The 20,567-nt window shown below is 73.1% G+C and carries 20 protein-coding genes; 6 read left to right on the top strand and 14 right to left on the bottom strand.

What is annotated here, in order from left to right; all coding sequences use genetic code 11:
• Positions 1–42: 42 nt before the first annotated feature.
• From ACFP3U_RS09230 to ACFP3U_RS09215, 4 genes are read right to left on the bottom strand one after another with little or no spacing between them, the layout of a single operon-like run.
• Positions 43–621, bottom strand: coding sequence for a GNAT family N-acetyltransferase (locus ACFP3U_RS09230; protein ID WP_380224814.1), 579 nt, complete (start codon positions 619–621; stop codon positions 43–45).
• Positions 622–1,830 carry a type III PLP-dependent enzyme gene (locus tag ACFP3U_RS09225; protein WP_380224813.1) on the bottom strand — a complete coding sequence of 403 codons (1,209 nt, stop codon included), beginning with the start codon at positions 1,828–1,830 and terminating at the stop codon, positions 622–624.
• On the bottom strand, positions 1,823–3,223 hold the full coding sequence (locus tag ACFP3U_RS09220; RefSeq protein WP_380224812.1) for a DUF6271 family protein: 1,401 nt from the start codon (positions 3,221–3,223) through the stop codon (positions 1,823–1,825). Before ACFP3U_RS09220 ends, ACFP3U_RS09225 begins: the two co-directional genes overlap by 8 nt.
• Positions 3,220–4,290: a phytanoyl-CoA dioxygenase family protein gene (locus ACFP3U_RS09215; RefSeq protein WP_380224811.1), complete on the bottom strand. Its 1,071-nt coding sequence runs from the start codon at positions 4,288–4,290 to the stop codon at positions 3,220–3,222. Before ACFP3U_RS09215 ends, ACFP3U_RS09220 begins: the two co-directional genes overlap by 4 nt.
• 505 nt (positions 4,291–4,795) lie before the next feature.
• Here ACFP3U_RS09215 and ACFP3U_RS09210 point away from each other — a divergent pair.
• Positions 4,796–6,316, top strand: a complete 1,521-nt coding sequence (locus ACFP3U_RS09210; protein WP_380224810.1) for a hypothetical protein — start codon at positions 4,796–4,798, stop codon at positions 6,314–6,316.
• Positions 6,317–6,605: 289 nt separating this feature from the next.
• Complete coding sequence (locus ACFP3U_RS09205; RefSeq protein ID WP_380224809.1) at positions 6,606–7,970, top strand: FAD-dependent oxidoreductase; 1,365 nt, start codon at positions 6,606–6,608, stop codon at positions 7,968–7,970.
• Positions 7,971–8,036: 66 nt separating this feature from the next.
• Here ACFP3U_RS09205 and ACFP3U_RS09200 read toward each other — a convergent pair whose 3' ends face one another.
• The 3 genes from ACFP3U_RS09200 to ACFP3U_RS09190 all read right to left on the bottom strand — a co-directional run bounded on the left by ACFP3U_RS09200 (position 8,037) and on the right by ACFP3U_RS09190 (position 11,197).
• Positions 8,037–9,155 (bottom strand): basic secretory protein-like protein, encoded by a 1,119-nt coding sequence (locus ACFP3U_RS09200; RefSeq protein ID WP_380224808.1) that lies wholly within the window; start codon positions 9,153–9,155, stop codon positions 8,037–8,039.
• 181 nt (positions 9,156–9,336) lie between these two features.
• Entirely contained in the window at positions 9,337–9,798 is a 462-nt protein-coding gene (locus ACFP3U_RS09195; protein WP_380224807.1) for a hypothetical protein, read from the bottom strand.
• A 160-nt stretch (positions 9,799–9,958) separates the two neighbouring features.
• Positions 9,959–11,197 (bottom strand): MFS transporter, encoded by a 1,239-nt coding sequence (locus ACFP3U_RS09190; RefSeq protein WP_380224806.1) that lies wholly within the window; start codon positions 11,195–11,197, stop codon positions 9,959–9,961.
• Between the two features lie 55 nt (positions 11,198–11,252).
• Here ACFP3U_RS09190 and ACFP3U_RS09185 point away from each other — a divergent pair, with 55 nt between their 5' ends.
• Positions 11,253–12,272, top strand: a complete 1,020-nt coding sequence (locus ACFP3U_RS09185; RefSeq protein WP_380224805.1) for an ArsR/SmtB family transcription factor — start codon at positions 11,253–11,255, stop codon at positions 12,270–12,272.
• A gap of 23 nt (positions 12,273–12,295) precedes the next feature.
• On the opposite strand, the gene ACFP3U_RS09180 is transcribed toward ACFP3U_RS09185, so the two are convergent.
• Positions 12,296–13,306 carry a threonine/serine dehydratase gene (locus tag ACFP3U_RS09180; RefSeq protein WP_380224804.1) on the bottom strand — a complete coding sequence of 337 codons (1,011 nt, stop codon included), beginning with the start codon at positions 13,304–13,306 and terminating at the stop codon, positions 12,296–12,298.
• Positions 13,307–13,360: 54 nt separating this feature from the next.
• Here ACFP3U_RS09180 and ACFP3U_RS09175 point away from each other — a divergent pair, with 54 nt between their 5' ends.
• On the top strand, positions 13,361–14,017 hold the full coding sequence (locus ACFP3U_RS09175; protein ID WP_380224803.1) for a TetR/AcrR family transcriptional regulator C-terminal domain-containing protein: 657 nt from the start codon (positions 13,361–13,363) through the stop codon (positions 14,015–14,017).
• A 120-nt stretch (positions 14,018–14,137) separates the two neighbouring features.
• Positions 14,138–14,341, top strand: a complete 204-nt coding sequence (locus ACFP3U_RS09170) for a hypothetical protein (protein WP_380224802.1) — start codon at positions 14,138–14,140, stop codon at positions 14,339–14,341.
• Between the two features lie 86 nt (positions 14,342–14,427).
• Here ACFP3U_RS09170 and ACFP3U_RS09165 read toward each other — a convergent pair whose 3' ends face one another.
• The 3 genes from ACFP3U_RS09165 to ACFP3U_RS09155 all read right to left on the bottom strand — a co-directional run bounded on the left by ACFP3U_RS09165 (position 14,428) and on the right by ACFP3U_RS09155 (position 18,341).
• Positions 14,428–16,764, bottom strand: coding sequence for a LamG-like jellyroll fold domain-containing protein (locus ACFP3U_RS09165; protein WP_380224801.1), 2,337 nt, complete (start codon positions 16,762–16,764; stop codon positions 14,428–14,430).
• Between the two features lie 118 nt (positions 16,765–16,882).
• On the bottom strand, positions 16,883–17,284 hold the full coding sequence (locus ACFP3U_RS09160; protein WP_380224800.1) for an SSI family serine proteinase inhibitor: 402 nt from the start codon (positions 17,282–17,284) through the stop codon (positions 16,883–16,885).
• A gap of 112 nt (positions 17,285–17,396) precedes the next feature.
• Complete coding sequence (locus ACFP3U_RS09155; protein ID WP_380224799.1) at positions 17,397–18,341, bottom strand: helix-turn-helix transcriptional regulator; 945 nt, start codon at positions 18,339–18,341, stop codon at positions 17,397–17,399.
• Between the two features lie 64 nt (positions 18,342–18,405).
• Here ACFP3U_RS09155 and ACFP3U_RS09150 point away from each other — a divergent pair, with 64 nt between their 5' ends.
• Positions 18,406–18,963, top strand: a complete 558-nt coding sequence (locus tag ACFP3U_RS09150; RefSeq protein ID WP_380224798.1) for an NIPSNAP family protein — start codon at positions 18,406–18,408, stop codon at positions 18,961–18,963.
• 57 nt (positions 18,964–19,020) lie between these two features.
• Here ACFP3U_RS09150 and ACFP3U_RS09145 read toward each other — a convergent pair whose 3' ends face one another.
• From ACFP3U_RS09145 to ACFP3U_RS09135, 3 genes are all read right to left on the bottom strand, one after another.
• Positions 19,021–19,254, bottom strand: a complete 234-nt coding sequence (locus tag ACFP3U_RS09145; protein WP_380224797.1) for a DUF397 domain-containing protein — start codon at positions 19,252–19,254, stop codon at positions 19,021–19,023.
• Between the two features lie 72 nt (positions 19,255–19,326).
• A complete protein-coding gene (locus tag ACFP3U_RS09140; protein WP_380224796.1) occupies positions 19,327–19,560 on the bottom strand; it encodes a DUF397 domain-containing protein in 234 nt (77 codons plus the stop codon).
• Complete coding sequence (locus tag ACFP3U_RS09135; protein WP_380224795.1) at positions 19,557–20,417, bottom strand: helix-turn-helix domain-containing protein; 861 nt, start codon at positions 20,415–20,417, stop codon at positions 19,557–19,559. The genes ACFP3U_RS09140 and ACFP3U_RS09135 overlap by 4 nt, the downstream gene beginning before the upstream one ends.
• Between the last annotated feature and the right edge of the window lie 150 nt (positions 20,418–20,567).

The following is a 20,567-nucleotide window of genomic DNA, read 5'->3' as shown; positions in this document are numbered from 1 at the left end:
TTGGTGGGGGGTTCGTGGGTGGGGAGGAAGGGGGGAAGGGCGTCAGGGGTGCAGGGGCATCGCCATGTAGACGGCCTGCTTGCCGTAGCTCGCGGGCAGCCGCACCTCGGGGTGGGGGCGGTAGCCGAGCGGGGCCCACAGGACCTCGCTGCCGCGGACGGCGACCAGGGAGATGGTGGCGTAGCCGCGGGCGCGGGCGGTGTCGGCGAGGAAGGTCAGCAGCCGCGGGGCCAGGCCTCGGCCGCGCAGCCGCTCGGTGACGACCAGGTCGTGGGCGTGCAGGTTGGTGGACGCGCGGCCGGTCGGGTTCTCGGCCCGGTTCTCGGCCGGGTTCTCGGCCCGGTTCTCGGCCCGGCTGAGGTCGGGGCAGTGGCCGAGCGGGTAGGGCAGGGCGAGCAGGTAGCCGCCGAACTCGCCCTTGTGTTCCACCGCGTAGCAGCAGTCGGGCGCGGCCCGGTGGCGCGAGCGCAGCGCCTCGCCGCCCTCGGAGAGGCCGCTCTCGGTGTAGGCGCGGGCCTCCAGGGGGACCACCTCGGCCCAGTCGTGCTCGGTGAGGGGGCGGACGAGGAGGTCGTCGTCGATAAGGGCGGAGTGGGCCGTGATGGTGGGGTACGCGGACATCTACTGCGGCTCTCCCTCGGGGCCAGGTCCGCCGGACGGACGGTCCGCCCGGACGCAGCTGTAGGGGAGCGGCGGGAAGCCGTTGAACCCCCGCGTGGTGTAGGCGGCGGCGTAGGCGCCGCAGGAGAGGATCCAGACCGGGTCGCCCGAGGCGGCGTCCCGGGGGACGGGCACACCGGCGCCCTCGTCGGCGAAGGCGTCGTCGCTGTCGCAGCTGGGCCCGGCGACCACGGCGGGCACGGTCACCGCGTCGGGGTGGGTGGGGAACTCCAGCCGGTAGCGCAGCTCGTCCATCTCGTACAGGCCGTTGAACTTGCCGCAGCTCAGGTAGAGCCAGTGCGTCCGTTCACCGTCGAGCTGTTGACGGTCCGTCAGTCGGGCGATGTGGGCGCGGATCGCGCCGTGGTCGGCGACCAGGTGGCGGCCCGGCTCCAGGAGGAAGCCGAGCGGCGCGGCGGAGAGTTCGCCCAGGCGCTGCATGCCCTCCCGGATCACCGCGAACATCTTGTCGACCGGCGGGTGGAGCGGCTCCCCGCGCCGGTCGAGGACGCCGAGCGCGGGCAGGCCGCCGCCGAGGTTGACGTGGTCCAGCAGGATGCCGCGCCGGTTGGCCTCCTCGATCACCGAGGCGAGCGTCTCCAGGGCGTGCTGCCAGGCCTCGGAGGTGAGTTGCTGGGAGCCGACGTGCACCGAGAGGCCGGCCGGGACGAGCCCGGCGTCCCGCGTCGCTTCGAGCACCCGGACGGCGTCCTCGGGCGAGCAGCCGAACTTGCGGCTCAGGCCCCAGAGCGCGCCCTCGCCGGTGGTCGCGAGGCGGCAGAACACCCGGGCGCCCGGGGCGTGTTCGGCGAGCGCGGCGACGTCGGCCAGGCTGTCGGTGGCGAAGTCGCGCACGCCGAGCCGGTACGCCTCGGCGATCTGGCGGTCGGACTTGACGGTGTTGCCGTAGTGGATCCGCTCGACCGGTACGCCGGTGCGCAGCGCCTGGGCGATCTCCTGCGGGCCGGCCGCGTCGAAGCCGGCGCCCCGGGCGGCCAGGCAGTCGAGCACCTCGTCCACCGGGCAGGCCTTCATCGCGAACCGGACTTCGATGCCCGGCAGTTCGCGCAGCAGGGCGTCGTACTGGGCCTCGATGCCGTCGAGGTCGTAGATGATCCGGTCGTCCTCGGCGGCGGCCAGGGCGGCGCGCAGGCGTCCGTGGTCAGGCATGGTCGGGTCTCCCGACGGCGGGCCGGGCGGGTCTCTCGGAGCGGCTGGCGGCGGGAGCGGCCGTCGGAGGGGCGGTGGTGCGGGCGGCGCGGACCAGCGGGCCCCAGGCATCGACGAGCAGCGCGAAGGCCTCGATGTCGGCCTGCGCCTCGTCCAGCAGCCGCTCCCGCAGCGGCAGCAGGCGATCGGCGAACTCCGTGTAACGGCCGCCGAGTCGGCGGTAGGCCCGGTCGAGGACGTCCAGTCGGCGGCGGTTCTCCGCCCGGTCCGTACCGGCCGCGGCGCGGGCGAACCCGGCGACCAGCTCGGGGCGGAGGTGGTGGTCCTCGTCGAGCAGCGCCCCGCCGGCCGCCTCCAGCGCGGCGTACACCGGGTGGAGGTACAGCATCGACAGCAGGAACTTGGTGAACCGCAGCTGGTAGGCCGGGAACCCGGCGTCGCTGCGCCGCTCGGAGGTGTAGTGGTTGACGATGTCGCGGTTGTGGGTGACCCCGGGCAGTGCGGCGTTGAGCACCAGGTGGTGCAGGAAGTAGTCGCTGCCGATGGTGTCGGTGGCCGGCGGCAGCGGCACCCGCTCGTACACCTCGCGGTCCAGCGCGATGTTGCACATGTCGATCCGCCAGATGTCGGGCAGGTCGAGCACCGCGCGGTCGTGGGTGAACGGGTTGGTGCCGGCGCCGACGAAGGAGTCCGCGACGAGTTCGCGGCGCTGTTCGGCGGTGTGGCCGGTGGGCGCCCAGAGGCCCACGACCTCCTCGTAGACCGCCGGGTCCAGCGCGCGGATCTCCCCGAGGTCGACGGAGAGTTCGCCGATGAAGGAGCTGCCGACCAGGGCGACCGGCTTCTGCGCGTGGGCCGGGTCGAGGGCGTGGTGGGTGACGCCGGACGCGGCGTCGGCGGCGCGCCGGCCGATCGACCGCAGCTCGTGGTGGATCGGGAACACCGGTTCGCCGTCCAGCAGTTGGTAGGTGCTGTCGGAGTCGCGGCGGTGCAGGGAGGAGCAGCCGAGCGCGGCGGCGAGCAGGAACGCCCGGTTGGTGCAGGCGCCGTAGGACACGGCGTCCGGCAGCAGCAGGTCGAGGAGCCGGTCGGCCGCCGTGGCCGGGGCGTCGGCGTGGGCGCGGTCGATCACCGTGCGCAGGAAGGCGCGTTGCTGCTCCTCGTCGAGGTGGTGGACGAGGACGCCGGGGGCGGCGGGCAGGTCGGCGACGGCCTTGGCGTGCTCCTCGCGGGTCGCGGCGTCCGCCGAGTCGAGGATCAGCAGGTGCACCTGGACGCCGAACTCCCGGGCGGCCCAGGCGGCTTCGGCGCCGACGTCGGCGATGGCCGGGGCACAGGGCCGGTTGGTGGGCAGGGCGAGGCAGACGCCGTGCGTGGCGAGGTCCGCGGTCATGCCCCGCCGTCCCGGGCGGGGGAGTTGGTGGCGGTGTCCGTGCTGTCGCCGGTCGGGTGCCAGGACTCCAGGCCGAGCAGTCGGGCGCCGAGGCCGGTGAGTTCGGCCGGGCCGTAGCGCAGCGACTCGTGCTCGCGGTGGTCGCCGACCAGGGTGCCGTTCCAGGTCGGGGTGGAGAGGTGGCGCCAGGAGTGCACGCGCGACTCGCGGAGCGCCGTGTGCTCCTCCAGCGCGGGCATCATCGACAGGTACTGGACGGAGCGCACGCCGCTCGCCGAGGTGTTGGCGGCCACGCCGTGGGCCAGCATGCCGTTCCAGATCAGCAGGTCGCCGGCCTTCAACTCCGGCCGCACGACCGGGAACTCGGCGCGGTCGACGGCCGGGCGGATGGGGTCGCGGTCGGCCGGCTGGGCGGCCTGCCAGCTGTTGAACCGGCGGAACAGCTCGGGGTTGCACTGGAAGCCGCCGTGGTCCGGCTCGGTGTCGTTGAGCGCGATGATCCCCTGGACGCGCTGCGGCAGCATCCCGGCGGTGGAGTCGACGTCCCAGTGCAGCTCGATGTCGAAGCCCTCGTCGGTGGGCTCGATCAGCGCGCGGTCACGGTTCTTCACGTTCGGCGGGTTGAGGTTGAGCCGGTCGAGGGTGACCCAGAGCTCCTCGCAGTCCCAGACGTCGACGAAGGCGTCGTAGACCCGGCGGGCCTGCCGGCTGTCCCAGAGGAGCTGGTGCTGGTAGGCCTCGACGAAGCCGTAGATGTGCAGGTGCCGGTCCAGCTCGTCCCGGAACTCCCGCTCCTCGTACCAGGTTTCGGGCCGATCGGGGTCGAGGCCCTGGAACTCCCAGGCGAAGTCGAGCAGCGCGCGGGCGGCGTCGGCGGAGATCGCCGCCGGCACGACGACATAGCCGTAGGTCCGCCAGAAGGCGAACTGCTCCTCGGACAGCACGCGCAGCGGGCGCTGCTTGTCGAGGTCCCTCAGCGCGGTGGCGGCGAGGTAGGACTCGCCGTCGTGGCTGAAGTAGGGGCGCTCCGAAGCGGCTCGGTACAGGTATCCGTCGGGCTTCGGCATCACGTCACTCCAAGGTCGGGTCGGGACGTCGGGTCGGTCGGTGGCCGGGGTGCCCGGGCCGCCCGGACGCAGGGGACGGGGCCGCGGGGCATGGCCGAGCGGGGCCCGGAGGCCCTGGTGGGGAGTGAGGGGAGGGTGGATTGCTCGTCCGACAAGGAGTGCCGACAGCGGTTCCGGCCTCGTCAAACGGGTGTGCCCCTACGGTGGACTAGACCAACTTGCGGTGTCAACCCTCCTCCCGCCGGGGTGGGGTGGCGGTCCGTCGGCCGGCGTGACGGTCCGTCGAGCCGGTGGAGGCGGGTGCCCCTTCCGGCCGGCGCCGCTGCCCGAAAGGGCATCCGGTCTCGTCGGATTGACGCGGCCTCGGGCCGGAGCTGCTCGGGCCGGAGCTGCTCGGGCCGGAGTTTCGGGGGTGCTGTGCAGGTTGGGTGCGATGTGTACCTGCCAGCGCGCACCCGTGCGATCATCTGCCCGCTGTAGCCGATCACGCGCAAGGAGAACCCCCATGGCACGAGCCCGCGCCTTACGGTGGAAGGCGGCCCTCGCCGCCCTGGCCGCCGCCTGCACCGCCGTGCTGGCCGGACCGGCGACGGGCCCCGCGGCCGCCGTCGACGCGCCCGTGGTCCGGTCGCTCACCCCCGGTGCGGACCAGTTCCGGCTGACCGACACCGACTACACGGCGGCCACCGCCAACCTCTACAACCGGTACCTCACCAAGCACGCCGACCTGACGGACGTCGTCACCACCGACTACACCGTCAACTCCGCGGGCCAGACGGACGATTGGCTCAACCTCCGGCAGATGCGCCCCTGCACCGGCCTGGAGCCGGCCGGCCTGCCGCCCGCCGGCCTGCCGCCCGCCGACGTCGAGAAGAAGACCGCCTGGTGCTGGTCCAGCGCCCACGGCGACGACACCACCCAGCACTGGTTCCCGCAGGGCCTCAGCACCACCGGCACGGCCGACGGCGGCGACGGCGCGATCCAGGGCCGCAGCGTCACCGCGGTCGCCTGGCACTACACGACGTACGACGACGACCCGGTCACCACCGGCTGCAAGACGAACAACCTGCTCAAGCTCACCCTGATCGACCGGACCACCCAGAAGTACCGGCACGTCCTGCTGACCGAGCCCACCAGCACCTCCGGCTCGGCCGCCGACTTCTCGTTCGTCACCGGCCACGGCGGCGGCATCGCCTGGTACGCCAACTACCTGTACGTCACCGACACCGCCAACGGCATCCGGGTCTTCGACCTCAACAAGCTCGCCAAGGTCGACACCTACGGCTCCGGCGTCGCCACCGTCGGCATGAACGGCGGGAAGTCCAGCGCCTGCGGCTACCCGTACGTGCTGCCCGAGACGCACCGCTACTTCCAGGCGAGGCGGGCGCCGAGCTGCGCCGCCGACGCGCCGATCGACCCGGCCTCGCTCTGCTTCTCCTGGCTCGCCCTGGACAAGACCGGCGGCGGCTCCACCTTCAAGCTGGTCACCGGCGAGTGGTACGGCGACACCTACGGCTCCCGCGTGGTCCGCTACCGGCTCAACCCGGCGGGCTCGGCCACCGACCCCGGCCTGCTCGCCACCTCCGCGGACCGCACCGTCGTCCAGGACGCCTTCACCACCCCCGGCTACCGGGGCCTCCAGGGCGGCATGACCTGGACGGACGCGCAGGGGGTGGTCAACTTCGCGTTCTCCAAGGGGTGCGGCACCAAGCCGGCCGTGCTCTCGCACACCTGGACCGGCGACACCCGCCCGGTCACCGGCTGCGGCAGCGAGACCGCCTGGGGCGGCAACTGGGCCGCCGGCTCGCCCCAGGCGCTCAGCTACTGGCCCAAGCTGGGGGCCGACCAGGTCAATGAGCTGTGGGGCCTGACGGAGGGCATCTGCCGGGCCAAGGGCGACAAGCACTTCGCCGTCGGCGCCGACGACTCCGGCGTCTGCAAGAACTACGCCGGGAGCACGACGGCCTCGCTGCGCACCGTGTTCGCCGTCGGGTTCACCGACCCGGCGGTGCAGAACCGGCACTGAGTCGGCACTGAGCCCGGCACTGAGGCGTTGGCCGCGCGGGGCCCCGGGGCGGTTGCCCGGGGTCCCGTGGGCGAGGTGGGTGGTTGTTCCCGGATCGGGCATAGGTTCGCTCTATGACCTCATAGATCGGCACCGCCTACAGTGGCAAGGTCCGGCAGGGTTGGGTGGACGTGGGTCACCCTCGCCCCTCCATCCTGGTGGCGTTGCTCCGCCCTGCTCGGTTCTGCTCCGCCTTGCTCAGCCCCGCTCCGTCCCGTTTCGTTCGTCTACGCCCGGAGGATCGCCAGACATGACCCGCCCGATCCGCGTCGCGATCGTCGGCGCCGGCCCCGCCGGCATATACGCCGCCGACGCCCTGCTGAAGTCCGAGGCCGCCCAGCAGCCCGGGGTCTCCATCGACCTCTTCGAGCGGATGCCCGCGCCGTTCGGGCTGATCCGGTACGGCGTCGCGCCCGACCACCCGCGGATCAAGGGCATCGTCACCGCGCTCCACAAGGTGCTGGACAAGCCGCAGGTCCGGCTGTTCGGCAACGTCGACTACCCCGGCGACGTCGCCCTGGACGACCTGCACCGGTTCTACGACGCCGTGGTCTTCTCCACCGGCGCGATGGCCGACCGCGCGCTCGACGTCCCCGGCATCGGCCTCGACGGCTCGTACGGCGCCGCCGACTTCGTCTCCTGGTACGACGGCCACCCCGACGTGCCGCGCACCTGGCCGCTGGAGGCCGAGAAGGTCGCCGTGCTCGGCGCCGGAAACGTCGCCCTCGACGTGGCCCGCATCCTCGCCAAGACCGCCGACGAGCTGCTGCCCACCGAGATCCCGCCGAACGTGTACGAGGGCCTCAAGCGCAACCGGGCTCTGGAGGTGCACGTCTTCGCCCGCCGCGGCCCCGCCCAGGCCAAGTTCAGCCCGATGGAGCTGCGCGAGCTCGACCACTCGCCGAACATCGAGGTGATCGTCGCCCCCGAGGACATCGACTACGACGACGGCTCGATCGCCGAGCGGCGCGCCGCCAAGCACGTCGACATGGTCGCCTCGACCATCGAGAACTGGGCCATCCGGGACGTCGGCGACCGCCCGCACCGCCTCTACCTGCACTTCTTCGAGTCCCCGGTGGAGGTGCTCGGCGAGGACGGCAAGGTGAGCGGCCTGCGCACCGAGCGCACCGAGCTCGACGGCACCGGCAACGTCCGCGGCACCGGGCGGTTCACCGACTGGGACGTCCGGTCGGTCTACCGGGCGATCGGCTACTACTCCGACGAGCTGCCCAAGCTGCCGTTCGACCCGGTCTCCGGCACCGTGCCGAACGCGGCCGGCCGGGTGCTCGCGGCGGACGGCTCGCACCTGGACGCGGTGTACGTGACCGGCTGGATCAAGCGCGGGCCGGTCGGCCTCATCGGGCACACCAAGGGCGACGCCAACGAGACCGTCGCCTGCCTGCTCGCCGACCACACCGAGGGCCGGCTGCCCGGCGCCGTCGAGCCCGACCCGGAGGCGGTCGTCGGCCACCTGCGGGAGCGCGGGGTGCGGTTCACCACCTGGCAGGGCTGGTACGAACTCGACGCCCACGAGCGCGCGTTGGGCGAGGCGGAGGGGCGGGAGCGGGTCAAGGTGGTGGAGCGGGAGTCCATGCTCCGGCACAGCGGGGCGTAGGCAGGACCAGGAGGCCCCCGGCCCGTCGACGGGCCGGGGGCGGTTCTGGCCTACTCGGGCATCGGCCTACTTGGGCATCTCGTTCCAGAGCTGGTCGGCGGTCTTCCCGGTGAGCTGGACCCAGATCTGGCCGGAGCCGTAGTTCCTGGTGTTCAGCAGGTACGGCAGGTCGGGCCGCCGGTAGGTCTTGGCGACGTGGTCGATGAACCGGGCGGTGGCGCTGTAGCCGCTGTCGTACCGGTCGCCCGGGGCGAGCGGGTGGACGGTGCCGGGCTGGAAGTTGTAGTAGCGCACCCAGTCCGCCAGCCCCTCCTCCAGCCACCACGGGCGGTCGTCCGGGTGGCCGAAGAACGCCACGTGCGCGGCCTCGTGCAGCAGGAAGCCGGTGTCGTTCTGGTTGCCGCGGGTGTAGCTGACGCCGGCGTGGATCTCGGGCACGGCGCCGGGCCGCGCCTCGGCGGGGTGGTCGGTGATCTGCGGGTCGAGGACGATCCGGAACCGCGGGGCGGCGGTCCACGCGCCCTTGGTGACCAGGTTGGAGATCGTCGGGTAGTAGTCCGCGAGGGTCTGCTTCTGCCGTTCCAGCCACGGGCCGAGGTCCGGGGCCTGCGAGTAGTCCAGGTCGATGACCGGGCGGCCGGGGGTCGGCGGGGTGGTGCCGGTGCTCCGGTCGAGGTTCCAGTTCTGCGCCGGGTCGCCGGCGTTGCAGGCGGCCACCTTCGCGTTCAGGTCGGCGCCGCGGGTGAGGCAGAGGCTCGGGTCCGAGACGTTGCGCAGCAGCCAGCCCCTGCCGTCGCCCAGCGTGGTGTTGTGCAGGCTCCACCGCTGGTTGTCCGCGCCCACGTAGTTCCAGGAGCCGACGGTGTTCCGGCCCGTGTCGCGGTCGATCGCGTTGTTGGTGCCCGGCACCTTGACCGACCAGGTGCCGGCGCCCTCGTCCTTGATCGTCCAGAGCTGCTGGGCGGACGCCTCGTTCCAGTCGCGGATCACCACGTTGGACCCGGTGGTGCGGCTGTCCCACTGGAGGGCGCCGCCCGCCTTGCTGGAGACGCGGTACTCGGCGCCGCTGACCGGCAGCGGCAGGTCGGTCGTGCTCGCGCTCGCGGTCCCGGCCCCCAGGACCGTCCCTGACACCGCGGTCGCGGCGACCAGGACCGCGGTGGCGGCCGTACGACGGCTGATCATCTCGGGTACCCCCTTCCGGCCGGCTCCCCGGTGGATCCGACCTGCCGTCATGCCATCGCGCCGCCGCATACAGCGAGTTGACGGGCCGTCGACAGGAGCGTTGACGGGCGCGTTGAAGGGGGTGCCTTGACGGGGGTGCCGCGCGGACGGCCGGGACCCCGCGGGGCCCCGGCCGTCGGGCTCAGTCCTCGGCGGGCGGCGGTGGGGGGAGGACGACCGGCCAGGCGTCCTCCCCGGCGAGCACGTCGTCCAGCGCGAGCCCCGGGCCGGCGGCGAACACGGCGGTCGCGGCGCCGGCCCGGGCGTACAGCGCCGGGTCGACCGCCGCTTCCGCGTGCAGCACCAGCGCGGCCTTGGGGACGGCGGGCGAGCGCTCCGGGAACGCCGCCGGGTCCGCGCCGAGCCGCTCCAGCGCGGACGGGTACGCCGCCACCGCGACGGTCAGCCGCTCCCCGTCGAGGGCGTGCTCCGCCCAGCCGTCGGTGGGGAGCAGGTAGGACGCGCCGTCCCCCTCGTACCCGTACCAGCCCAGTTTGGCGACGGCCCGCTCCCCGGGCGGGCCGTCCGGATCGACGAGCAGCGCCACCACGGGCGCGCCCGGATCGTCGGGGTTGATGCCGCTGCGGACGTAGATCCGGGCCACGGGCGACCTCCGGTCGGGGGATGGGCGGACGTGCGGGAGGACGCAGGCGGGCGCCCTCAAGCGAGTCCGCTGATTGTCATGGACGCGACTTTAGTGGTCGGGTCGCGCGCCCGACAGGAGAAGCGCGCGCTCCGGATCGGGCCGCTCCCTACGGAGTCCGCTACGGAGTCCGCTCGCGCTCCCGCGGAAGCTCCGGAAGGTAATCGCGGGCCGCCGCCACCCCGCCCCTCCGGCCGCGCGCCGAGACGAGGTGGCGGGCCAGCCCGAGGCCGGTGAGCAGCGCGAGCAGGGTGCAGACGCCCGGCCAGCCGGCCAGGGCGTGGGCGCGCAGGCCGAGCCAGGAGCCGACGCTGCCCCCGAGGTAGCCGAAGGTCATGTACGCGGTGTTGAGGCGCCCGCGGGCGTCGGCGCGCAGATCGTAGACCCGCGTCTTGTTGGCGATCATGCCGGACTGCATCGCGACGTCCAGCAGCAGGATCCCGGCCACCAGGACGACCAGCCCCGCCGTGCCGCCCCCGCCGCCGGCCGCGAGGACCGCCGCCGAGGCGAGGGCGCCGAGCAGGCCCGCCAGGTTCACCGGGTCGGCGCCCCGGCGGTCCACCACGCGCCCGGCGAACGGCGTGCAGACCATCGTCGCCGCCCCGACCAGCGCGACCAGCCCGACCGCGTGGGCGCTCAGCCCGTAGCCGGGCCCGGTCAGCAGCAGCGGCAGGCACGTCCAGACGGCGCAGAACCCGCCGAAGACCATCGCCTGGTAGAAGCCGGAGCGGCGCAACTGCGGTTCGTCGCGCAGCAGTCGGAGCGGTTCGACCAGCAGTGACGCGTACGCCGGCCGGACGGCCGGGGCGACGGCGGTGACGTCCGGCAGGGCGCGGGTCAGGACGGCCGCGAGCAGCAGCGTCAGCACGCCCGCCGCCAGGTAGGGGGCGCGCCAGCCCAGCCAGTCGCCGAGCGAGCCGCTGAACGTCCGCGCCAGCAGCATGCCGCCGGTCGCCCCGCTCAGCAGGGTGCCCATCACCGCCCCGCGCCGGTCGGCGGGCACCAGCCCGGCCGCCATCGGCGACACCACCTGCGCGGCGACCGTGGTGATGCCGACGGCGACGCTCGCCGCGAGCAGCACCGGCAGCGTCGGCGCGCAGCCCGCCGCGAGCAGTTCGAGGCCGGTCAGCCCGAGCAGGGTGGTCAGCAGGCGGCGGTTGGGTATGCGGTCGCCCAGCGGCACGATGAGGAAGATGCCGATGGAGTAACCGATCTGAGTGAACGTCACCGCCAGGGCGGCGGAACTCTCGGAGGTGTCCAGGCCGGCGGCGATCAGCGGGGTGATCGCCTGCGGGAAGTAGATGGTGCCCACACCCACGGCGCAGGTGAGGGTGAGCAGCAGGAGCAGGCGGCGAGTCATACCGCGAGGTTGGACCGCCCGCGCGCCGCTGCCAATCGATGTAGCGTGGGGCTTCATGGTCGTCACCTTCGAGCTGGGCGTCGAGGATCTCGCGGACACCCGCTTCGCGCTCTCGCCGCTGCACGAGACCGTGGTCAGCCTGCGCGTCCTGCGGGAGCCCGGCCTGTCGGCCCTGCACCTGCCGTGGCGGCGCTCCGTGCTCCGGGCGCTCGGTGAACCCGACGGCTTCGACGGCCTCGACAGCTTCGACGGCCGGTTGCTGCTCTCCCTGGTCGCCGAGCGGCGGACCCTGCCGGACTTCCTCACCCCCCGTCCGGAGACCTTCGGACCCGCCTTCGAGGAGGAGTTGGCCGCCGTCCGCCGCACCGCCCCCGAGGTGGTCCGCCGCGACCTGCTGGACACCCACCTGCCGGACCCGCCCCCCGAGCCGCTGCGCACCGCCCTCGCCGGCGCCGACGACGCGGCCGTCGCCCGGCTGCGCGACGCCCTCTGCGAACTCCTGCGCCGGTACTGGGAGATCGCCCTCCGGCCGGAGTGGCCGAGGATGCGGCTGCTCCTGGAGGCCGACATGACGTACCGGGCCCGCCGGCTCGCCGTCGGCGGCGCCCGGCTGCTCTTCGCCGACATGCACCCCTTCCTGCGCTGGCAGCGAGGCGTCCTGCAGATCTCCGACATGATCAGCCGGCATCACGTGGCCGTCTCCGGGCGGGGCCTGCTGCTCGTCCCGTCCGTGTTCGCCCACAAGCCGGCGCCGCCGCTCAGCCCGGACGGCGCGCCCTCGTTGTCCTACCCCTGCCGGGGCGTGGCGACGCTCTGGTCCGGCCCGCCCGCCGTGGACGCGCCCGCGCTCGCCGCGCTGGTCGGCGCGTCCAAGGCCCGGCTGCTCACCATGCTCGACGAGCCGCTGGCCACCGTCGAACTCGCCCGCCGCCTGCGGGTCACGCCGAGCGCCGTCTCCCAGCACCTGCGGGTGCTGCACGCGACCGGCCTGGTTGCCCGGGCCCGGGACGGTCGGCAGGTGCTGTACCGGCGGACGGCGCTGGGGGACGGGCTCGCGGGCGGGGTGGGGGAGTAGGCGGGCGTGGACTTCAGTGGACTTCAGCGCGGTTCCGGTGCCGCCGCCAGGTCGGCCGGGTCGGTGTTGGCGCCGCACAGGACGACGCAGACCTTCTCGCCCTCGGCGGGGCGGTAGCCGTGGTCGTCGCCGCCGTCCGGGGAGGTGAGCAGGGCGGCGAGGGCGGTGGCGGCGCCGTGTTCGACCAGGATCCGCCGGTCCTCCCAGAGCTCCCGCCGGGCCCGGACGATCGCCTCGTCCGGCACGAGCACCGACCGGGCGTCGGCCTCACCGCCGTCCGGTCGGGCGGCGTCCACGGCGAGGCCGGTGGCCCGGCGGGCGCCGAGCGAGTCGCCGGCCACCGAGTCGACCGTGACGTCCACCGGCCGGCCCGCCGCGAGGGCGGTGTGCAGCGCCCGGGAGTGCTCCGGTTCGACCGCCACCGCGCGGATCCCGTGCTGCCGGGCGGCGGTGGCCACGCCGGCGAACAGTCCGCCGCCGCCGACCGCGACCAGCACCGTGTCCAGGCCCGGGACCCGCGCGTGGATCTCCTCCAGCAGGGTGCCCGCGCCCGCCGCGATCAGCGGATGATCGTACGCATGGCTCGCCAGCGCGCCGCTGGTGGCGGCGTACTCCTCGCAGGCCGCCAGCGCCTCCGCGTACTCCGAGCCGACCAGCCGGACGTCCGCCCCGTAGGAGCGCAGCCGGGCGACCTTCACCCGCGGCGCGTTGGCCGGGAGGAAGACGGTCGCGCGGACCCCCTGTCGGCGCGCCGCCCACGCGCACGCCAGCCCGGCGTTGCCCCCGGACGCGATGGTGACGCCCGCCTCCGGCAGGCTGCCCGCCTCCCGGTGGGCCTGGAGGAAGTTCTGCGCGCCGCGCGCCTTGAAGGACCCGGTGTGCTGGAGGTACTCCAGCGCCAGCCACAGCTCGGCACCCTCGCTGCTCCCGGTGGCCCCGAGGCCCTCGGCGGGCGCGACCGCCACCGGCCGGACGTGACCGGCGATCCGCTCCGCCGCCGCCTTGATGTCGTCGTAGCCGAGCTGGTGTCGCATGGTGCCGCCTCCAGGGATCCGCTTTCCGGTACGGCGTACCGTACGCTGTGCCGCATGCCCCGGCAATCCGCTTCCGCCGACCGCGCCACTCCCGAACGCATCGCCGTCGCGGCCCTGTCCATCGTCGACGGCCAGGGCCCGTCCGCCCTGAGCTTCCGGACCCTCGCCGCCCGGCTGGACATCTCCGTCGCCTCCCTCCAGCGCCGCTGCACCGACCTGGCCGGGCTCCTCGACCTGGTCACCGACCACCTCGCCGAACGGCTGCCGACGATCGCGCCCGGCACCGCCTGGGACGTCGCCACCGAGGCCCGGTTCACCGCGCTGTACCGCCTGCTGACCGCCCACCCCGGGCTGGTCGCCCTGCGCGGCAGCCGCCCCTGGCTCGGCCGGAACCTGCTCGCCCGCCTCGTCGAACCCCAGCTCGCCGACAGCCTCGCGGCCGGGCTGACCGCCGAGGAGGCGATCACCGCGTACCGGCGGATGTACCTGCTCACCCTCGGCAGCGCGAGCTTCGTCGACCACCGCGACCCCGCCGCCACCCGCGCCGCGACCCGCGTCGCGCTCGCCGCGCTCGACCCGGACGCGTTCCCCGTGCTGACCGGCCGGATCGCCGCGATCCTGCCGGCCGTGACCGACCACGAGGTGTACTACGGGGCGCTGCGCCAGCTGATCCGCGCCGCCGCCCCGGGGCCGGAGGGTCTGGAGGGCTGAGCCTGCGGGCCGAGGCGGATCGTGCCCGAAAGGGCCGGATCTGCGGGTCCGTCCTGCGGAACCGGGCCTCACCTGGCAGGATCACCAGACCGTACGAGAACGAAGAACGAGGTGGACGGCATGATCGGTGCGGTGCTGATCGGCATCCTGGCACTTGTCGTCGGGGGATGCGTCTGCGTCGTCTGGGCCGAGCGCGGTGGCCCGGCCTGGACCCGGGCCGTGGCCTCCGCCACCGTCGGCGCCGGCCGCCTGGTGCGCAGCTACCAGAAGGCCCAGCGTCGGGTGGGCAGCAGCAACAACGGCAACAGCGGCGACGCTGGGTAGGGCCCGTCCCGCAGTCCAAGAGAGTCACACCGCCGGGCCCTCGACGTGAGGGCCCGGCGGTGTTCGTTCGTCAGGGGCTCAGGTGCTTATGAGCCGGTCATGAACTCCTCGACCCGCAGGGCCCGCTTCACGATCCGGACGTCGCCGATGTACCCGTGGAACACCTTGTCCAGCACCCCCGCGTACTCGTAGCCGCCCAGCATCCACGAGCGCCCCAGCGTGGTCAGCCCCACGGCCGGCGTCGAGGGATTACGGGCCACCTCGCAGCCGTCGACGTACATCCGGCTGAGCTTCCCGTCGTTGACGATCGCGACGTGCCACCACCGGTCCAGCGGCAGCTGGTGGCCCCAACAGGTCGACGGCCCGGTCTGGTTGAGCGGGTAGACGCACCACTGCAGGGCGGGCGCCTCGGAGACGCTGAGCGTCGCGACCGGCTCGTCCGTGTCCGTCCCCGGACCGTTCTTGCCCGCCTCGCCCGCCGTCCCCCACCGGCTGAGCAGGGCGGACCAGCGGCTCTGCGCGGAGTCCCAGTCGGCGGGCAGCTTGCAGAACGCCTCGACGGTGAACCCGCGCTCGAAGGTCTCCCGGTTCAGCGGCGCGGTGGGCGAGGTCTGGAAGTAGCTGCCGTGCACCGGCGAGGGGGTGCCCTTGAACAGCAGGCTCCCGTGGCCCGGCTGGTCCGGGTGGTGGTCGGCGGACCAGGTGAGCGCGTCGTCGGGGGTGCCCGGGGCGCTCTGCCGGAACAGGTCGTTGCCCTGCCCCGTCAGGTCCTTGACGACCTGCTGCGGGGAGACCGGAGTGCCGTCGCTGCCACTGCCACCACCGCTGCCGTCGAAGCGCCAGTACGCCGCGGTGTCCCGGACCAGCAGCTCGGCCGCCCGGCGCGCCGGGCGCTGCGGGACGGGCGCGAAGCCCGCGAAGCGCCGGTCGAAGTCGATCGCGAGCGAGAAGCGGTCCACGTCCGAGGTCAGCTCGACCTCCTGCGCGGCCAGCGTGTTGCGGTCCTCGGCCGCGATCTCCTGGATCCACGGCGACAAAGTCGACACGTCGACCGTGTTCCGGTCGAGGTCGAAGCGGTACGTCCGGATCATCGCGGCCCCGCCGTAGTAGCGGTCCTGGTAGTTGGTGATGTGGACGTGCACGTCGTTCCCGGCCTTGTTCCGCAGCACGGTCCGGCCGGGCGGCCAGTAGTGCCCGTTGACGGTGAGGAAGATCTGGTCGTTGCCGCTGACCAGCCGGTCCCAGAGCCGCTTGCCGTAGTCGGACAGCTCGGCCCGGCCGCCGTCGTCGGCGAACGCCAGCTCGTGGGTGGTCAGGATCACCGGCACCTTCGGGTTGGCGGCGATCACCGCGTTGGCCCAGGCGAAGCCCGCGTCGGAGAGCCGCCAGTCCAGCGAGAGCACCATCCATGGCCGGCCGCCCGCGGTGAAGATGTGGCAGGTGTTGTACCCGTCCGGGCTGGAGCTGTGGTAGCCGGAGGTGCGGGCGGCGCGCTCCTTGCCGAAGGTCTCCAGGTACGGGGTGCTGCCGCGCCCGTCGTCGGTCGAGGAGCGGACGTCGTGGTTGCCGGCGAGCACGCCGTAGGCCGCGCCGGCGTCGTCCAGCAGGTCGAACACCTTGGTGACGGCGGCGAACTCGCCGGGCAGCCCGTTCTCGGTGAGGTCGCCGAGGTGGGCCAGGAAGACGATGTTGTCGTCCGTCCCGTCCTCCCGGTTGACCCCGCCGTCGAGCACGTAGCGGATCGACGCCTCCACCGGCGCCGGGTGGATCCGGTCCTGGTCGAAGAGGTACTGGGTGTCGGGCATAACGACGACGGTGAACTGTCGGGCGTCCGGGTCCGGCTCCCAGCGTCCCTGGTCCTTCGCCTTATTCTTCTTTGCCTTACCCGCCGCTGTGCCGGGCTTGTCGGACGGCCCGGAACCGGCCGCCCACGCGGGCGCCGAACCGAGCAGGCCGAGCCCCGCCGTCCCGACCCCGGCGCCCAACAGGCCCGCCCCGCGCAGGAACCGGCGCCGCCCGGCCGCGGCCGGACCGGCCCCGTCCAGGTCGGCGGTCCGCGGGCACGCGCAGGCGTGCCCGGAGTCGTGGATCTCGTGCATCTTCGCTCCCGGAAGTGGTGTGGGCAGCGACGGTACGTACCGGTTCTGGTCGGAGTCCGTCGGCCGAGCCACGGGCCGCTGAACAGCGGCGGAACCCGGGTGCCGCCCGGTTGCGCCCGCTGGACCACTGCGGCGGAGCGAGCGGAGGCCGACGCCGACCGCGCCGCGCACCCGGTTGCCCGTGATGTCGGCGCACTCGTCGGCGTGCCGCGAACGCGCGGTGGCGTCGAAGAACACCGGTGAGTCGCAGTGCACCGTCGTGCCGTTGCGGTACTCGTGCGAGGCCGGGACGAAGGCCAGCCCGACCGCTGGGCACGCCGCCACTCCCAATCGCCCCGTTCGTCCCGCTGCCGCAGGAACTCCCTGATCTCCATGCCGACCCCCCGGTTCCGATGTGCAGCTCGTGACCCCGCGGCCTTCGCCGGGGCCGGTCACAGCACTGTCAGAAGTCGAAGAACGCGCCGGTGGTGCGGAGCAGGACGCAGTGGTTGCCGTAGGTCTGCTGGAAGGAGAGCGGACGCCCCCGGTAGGTGCCGGAGGCGGTCACCGTGTACGGGTCGTACTCCTGGGTGCATACCCCCGGGTCGACGTCGAGCCGGGCGAGGTCGCCGTTGACGGAGTCGAGCAGCCGGCAGGCCGCGACCGGGTCGGGGTGGGTGGTGGCGCCACCGGGCGGGCAGTGGAGGGCGGCGACGTGCGGCGTACCGGCGGTGGGGGTCGCGCCGTGGGCCACGGTGAGCCGCACGCCGGTCCCGGCCGCGACGGCGGCAGTGCTGGCAGTACTCGCGAGGCCGCTGGTGAACAGGGCGGTCGCGAGGAGGGCGAGGGCACGGGTCGTCTTCACGCCCGGCGCAACGACCCGCCGCTACCCGCGTCACGGCCGACGGTGCGACCGGAGTGGGAAGTCGGCGGGTCCGACTTCCTAGGGGGCGTCGGGCGTCGGGCGCCCTCGTCCGTCAGGTGGCGGGAGGCGCGCCGTAGCGCGCGGCCAGGGCGCGGACGGTAGCGGCGATGCGGTCGCGGAGCTCCGCCGGGGCCAGCACCTCGATCTCGGCGCCCAGGCGGAGGAACTCCCCGTGCGCGTGGTCGACCGACTCGATCGGCACCCGGGCTTCCGTGATTTCACCCGAAGGTGTGAGGCCGAGGCGCCGTGCACCCTCCGCCGTCACCCGGACGAGTGCCTCGCCGGTGTGCAGCCGGGAGTGGAAGTCGGCGACGTGGGCGCGCCAGTGGGCGGCCAGGTCGAAGCCGGCGGGCGCGTCCGCCCGCTCGTCCAGGAGCCGGAGGCCGAGGATCTGATCGACCCGGTACGTCCGCAGGCCGGACGCCCCGCCCGCGACCAGGTACCAGCGCCCTGCCTTCAGCACCAGCCCGTACGGTTCGACCCGCCGTTCGATCTCCTCCGGCGCCCGCCACCGCCGGTAGTGCAGGACCACCGCCCGCCGCTCCCACACGGCGGTGGCGACGGCCGCGAGGTGGGGGTGCGGCGCGCGGTCGGCATCGCCGTACCAGCCGGGCGCGTCGAGCAGGAAGCGCTGCTGGATCCGCCCGGCGTGCTCGCGGAGCGCCGTGGGGAGGGCCGCGTCCAGCTTGAGCCGGGCGGTCGCGAGCGCCTCCCCGAGGCCGAGCTGGGCGGCGGCCTCGGGCAGCGCGGCGAGGAAGGCCGCCTGCGCCTCGTCCCCGGTGAGCCCGGTCAGCCTGGTCCGGTAGCCGTCGACCAGCCGGTAGCCGCCCGCGTGCCCGGCCTCGCCGTACAGCGGGATCCCGGCGGCGGCGAGTGCCTCGACGTCCCGGTAGACGGTGCGGACGGAGACCTCCAACTCGTCGGCGAGCTGCTGGGCGGTCATCCGGCCCCGGTTCTGGAGCAGGAGGAGCAGGGTGACGAGTCGGCTCGCGCGCATGGCGTCGAGTATCCGGGACTCCACTGACAGTGGATGTCAGTGGAGTGCCCCTAGCCTACGGCGCATGAACGAGAGCATGTCGTCGATCGTCGAACTCCGGCAGTACACCCTGCACCCGGGCGCGCGGGACACCCTGATCGAGCTGTTCGAGCGCGAGTTCGTGACCGGGCAGGAGGCGGCCGGGATCGCGGTGGGCGGCCGCTTCCGCGACCTGGACGACCCGGACCGCTTCGTGTGGCTCCGGGCCTTCCCGGACATGGCGAGCCGCCGGCGCTCCCTGGAGGCGTTCTACGGCGGCCCGGTGTGGCGGCGACACCGCGAGGCGGCGAACGCGACGATGGTCGACAGTGACAACGTGCTGCTGCTCCGGGGCCCGGGCTTCACGGCGCGAGGGGCGGTGCTCGCCACCGTCACCATCTGCCACCCGCCGGACGCGGCGACGTTCGAGCAGTACGCCGCCCGTCACCTGGACCCGTGCCACGCCCTTCACCGCACCGAGCACGCGGCGAACGACTTCCCGGCCCTGCCGGTCCGGGAGGGCGAGGACGTCCGCGTCTGGTTCGGCACCCCGGCCGGGCCGCCCCCGTGGCCGACTCAGCAGCTGCGCCTGACGCACGTATGACACGACGGAGCGGGAAGTCGGCGGATCCGACTTCCCACTCCGTCGTGTGTCGACTCGTCAGGCCGTGAAGTTGGGAGCCTGCGTCTCGATGGCCTTGACGAAGGCGGTCCACTCGGCCTGGTCGAAGGCGAGGTGGGGCCGGTCGGGGTTCTTGTCGTCGCCGAGCCAGACGTCCCCGTTGGAGAAGCGGGCGACGATCACACAGTCGCCGTTGCCGTCGCCGGAGAACGGGGACTTCACCCAGGTCGCGTCGGCGGGGTTGTGGTCGTAGGGGTCGTGCTTGGGGCTCACGTCAGCTCCTCCAACTTGCGTTCAAGGGGCGATGATGGTGTCACCCTTCCCACTCCGTTGTGTGTCGATTCGTCAGACTGTGAAGTTGGGAGCCTGAGCCTCGATGGCCTTGACGAAGGCGGCCCATTCGGCCTGGTCGAAGGCGAGGTGGGGCCGGTCGGGGTGCTTGTCGTCGCCGAGCCAGACGTCCCCGTTGGAGAAGCGGGCGACGATCACACAGTCGCCGTTGCCCTCGGCGGAGAACGGGGACTTCACCCAGGTCGCGTCGGCGGGGCTGTGGTCGTAGGGGTCGTGCTTCTGGTTCACGTCAGCTCTTCCAGCTTGCGTTCGAGGGCGGCGATGGTGTCTTCCGGCGACAACGCGAACTGCTCGACGCGCACGAAGGTCCTCTCGGCTCGCTTGACGTCGCGTCCCGTTCTCCTGGGGAGCATACCGCCGATGGCTTCGACGAAGACGAACCCATCGGAATGGTCGTCAGGGAAGTGCATGAGCGTGATTCCTGAGGCCAGGATGCCGGGCCGACCGGCGCTGAGCGGAACCATGCGCAACGCCACGTTCGGGTAGCGGGCGACCTTGATCGCGTGCCTGATCTGTCCGGCCAGCACCGCCTGGTCGCCTGCGACGAGCAGCGCGACCTCTCCGAAGAGGGCCTTGAAGTCGAGCTTCGGGTGCTCGGTCAGCCTGCGTTGCCGGAGTATCCGGACCTCCGCCCCGGCCTCGACAAGCTCGTCGTTGGGCGCATCGACGCCCGCTGCGATCATCTCGCGGGCGTAGTCCTCGGTCTGAAGGAGGCCGGGAAACGCGGACGGGAAGTAGTTCAGTATGTGTGACGCGTCGGCTTCCAGTGCCAGGTACTCGGCGAACGCCGGCGTGATCGTCTCGGCGTAGTCCAGGTCGCGCCACCACTGCCTGGGCGGGCCGTCGCCGAGGAGGTTCTCCAGATCCTCGCGGTCCTGGCCCGTGACACCGGCGTGGTCGAGAAGCTTGACGAGGTCGGCGCGGCTGATCTGCTGTTGAGCCCGCTCGATTCTGCTCAGTCGACCAGGGCTCCATCCCTTCAGCCCGGCTGTCATGTCGACGAGCGTCCTGTTGTTCTCCAACCGCCAGGCGCGCAGCTCGTCGCCAAGGCGGATCTGCCTGATCGCCGCCAATTGCTTGCTCAAGTAGCGCTCCTCCCTTCGAGTATGGGGGTCCAGTCTCACCAGATCGCAGGCGCGGACTCAAGTCCGAGTCAAGATCAATTAATTTCTTCGAGCAATGCTGTTGCAGTTTCGATTTGGGATGGCTCACACTCAACGTGACCGAACGGACAC

The sequence above is a fragment of the Kitasatospora misakiensis genome (genome assembly GCF_042656005.1).
In the GTDB taxonomy this organism is placed as follows: Bacteria; Actinomycetota; Actinomycetes; order Streptomycetales; family Streptomycetaceae; genus Kitasatospora; species Kitasatospora misakiensis.
This window is presented reverse-complemented; position numbering and strand designations above follow the sequence as displayed.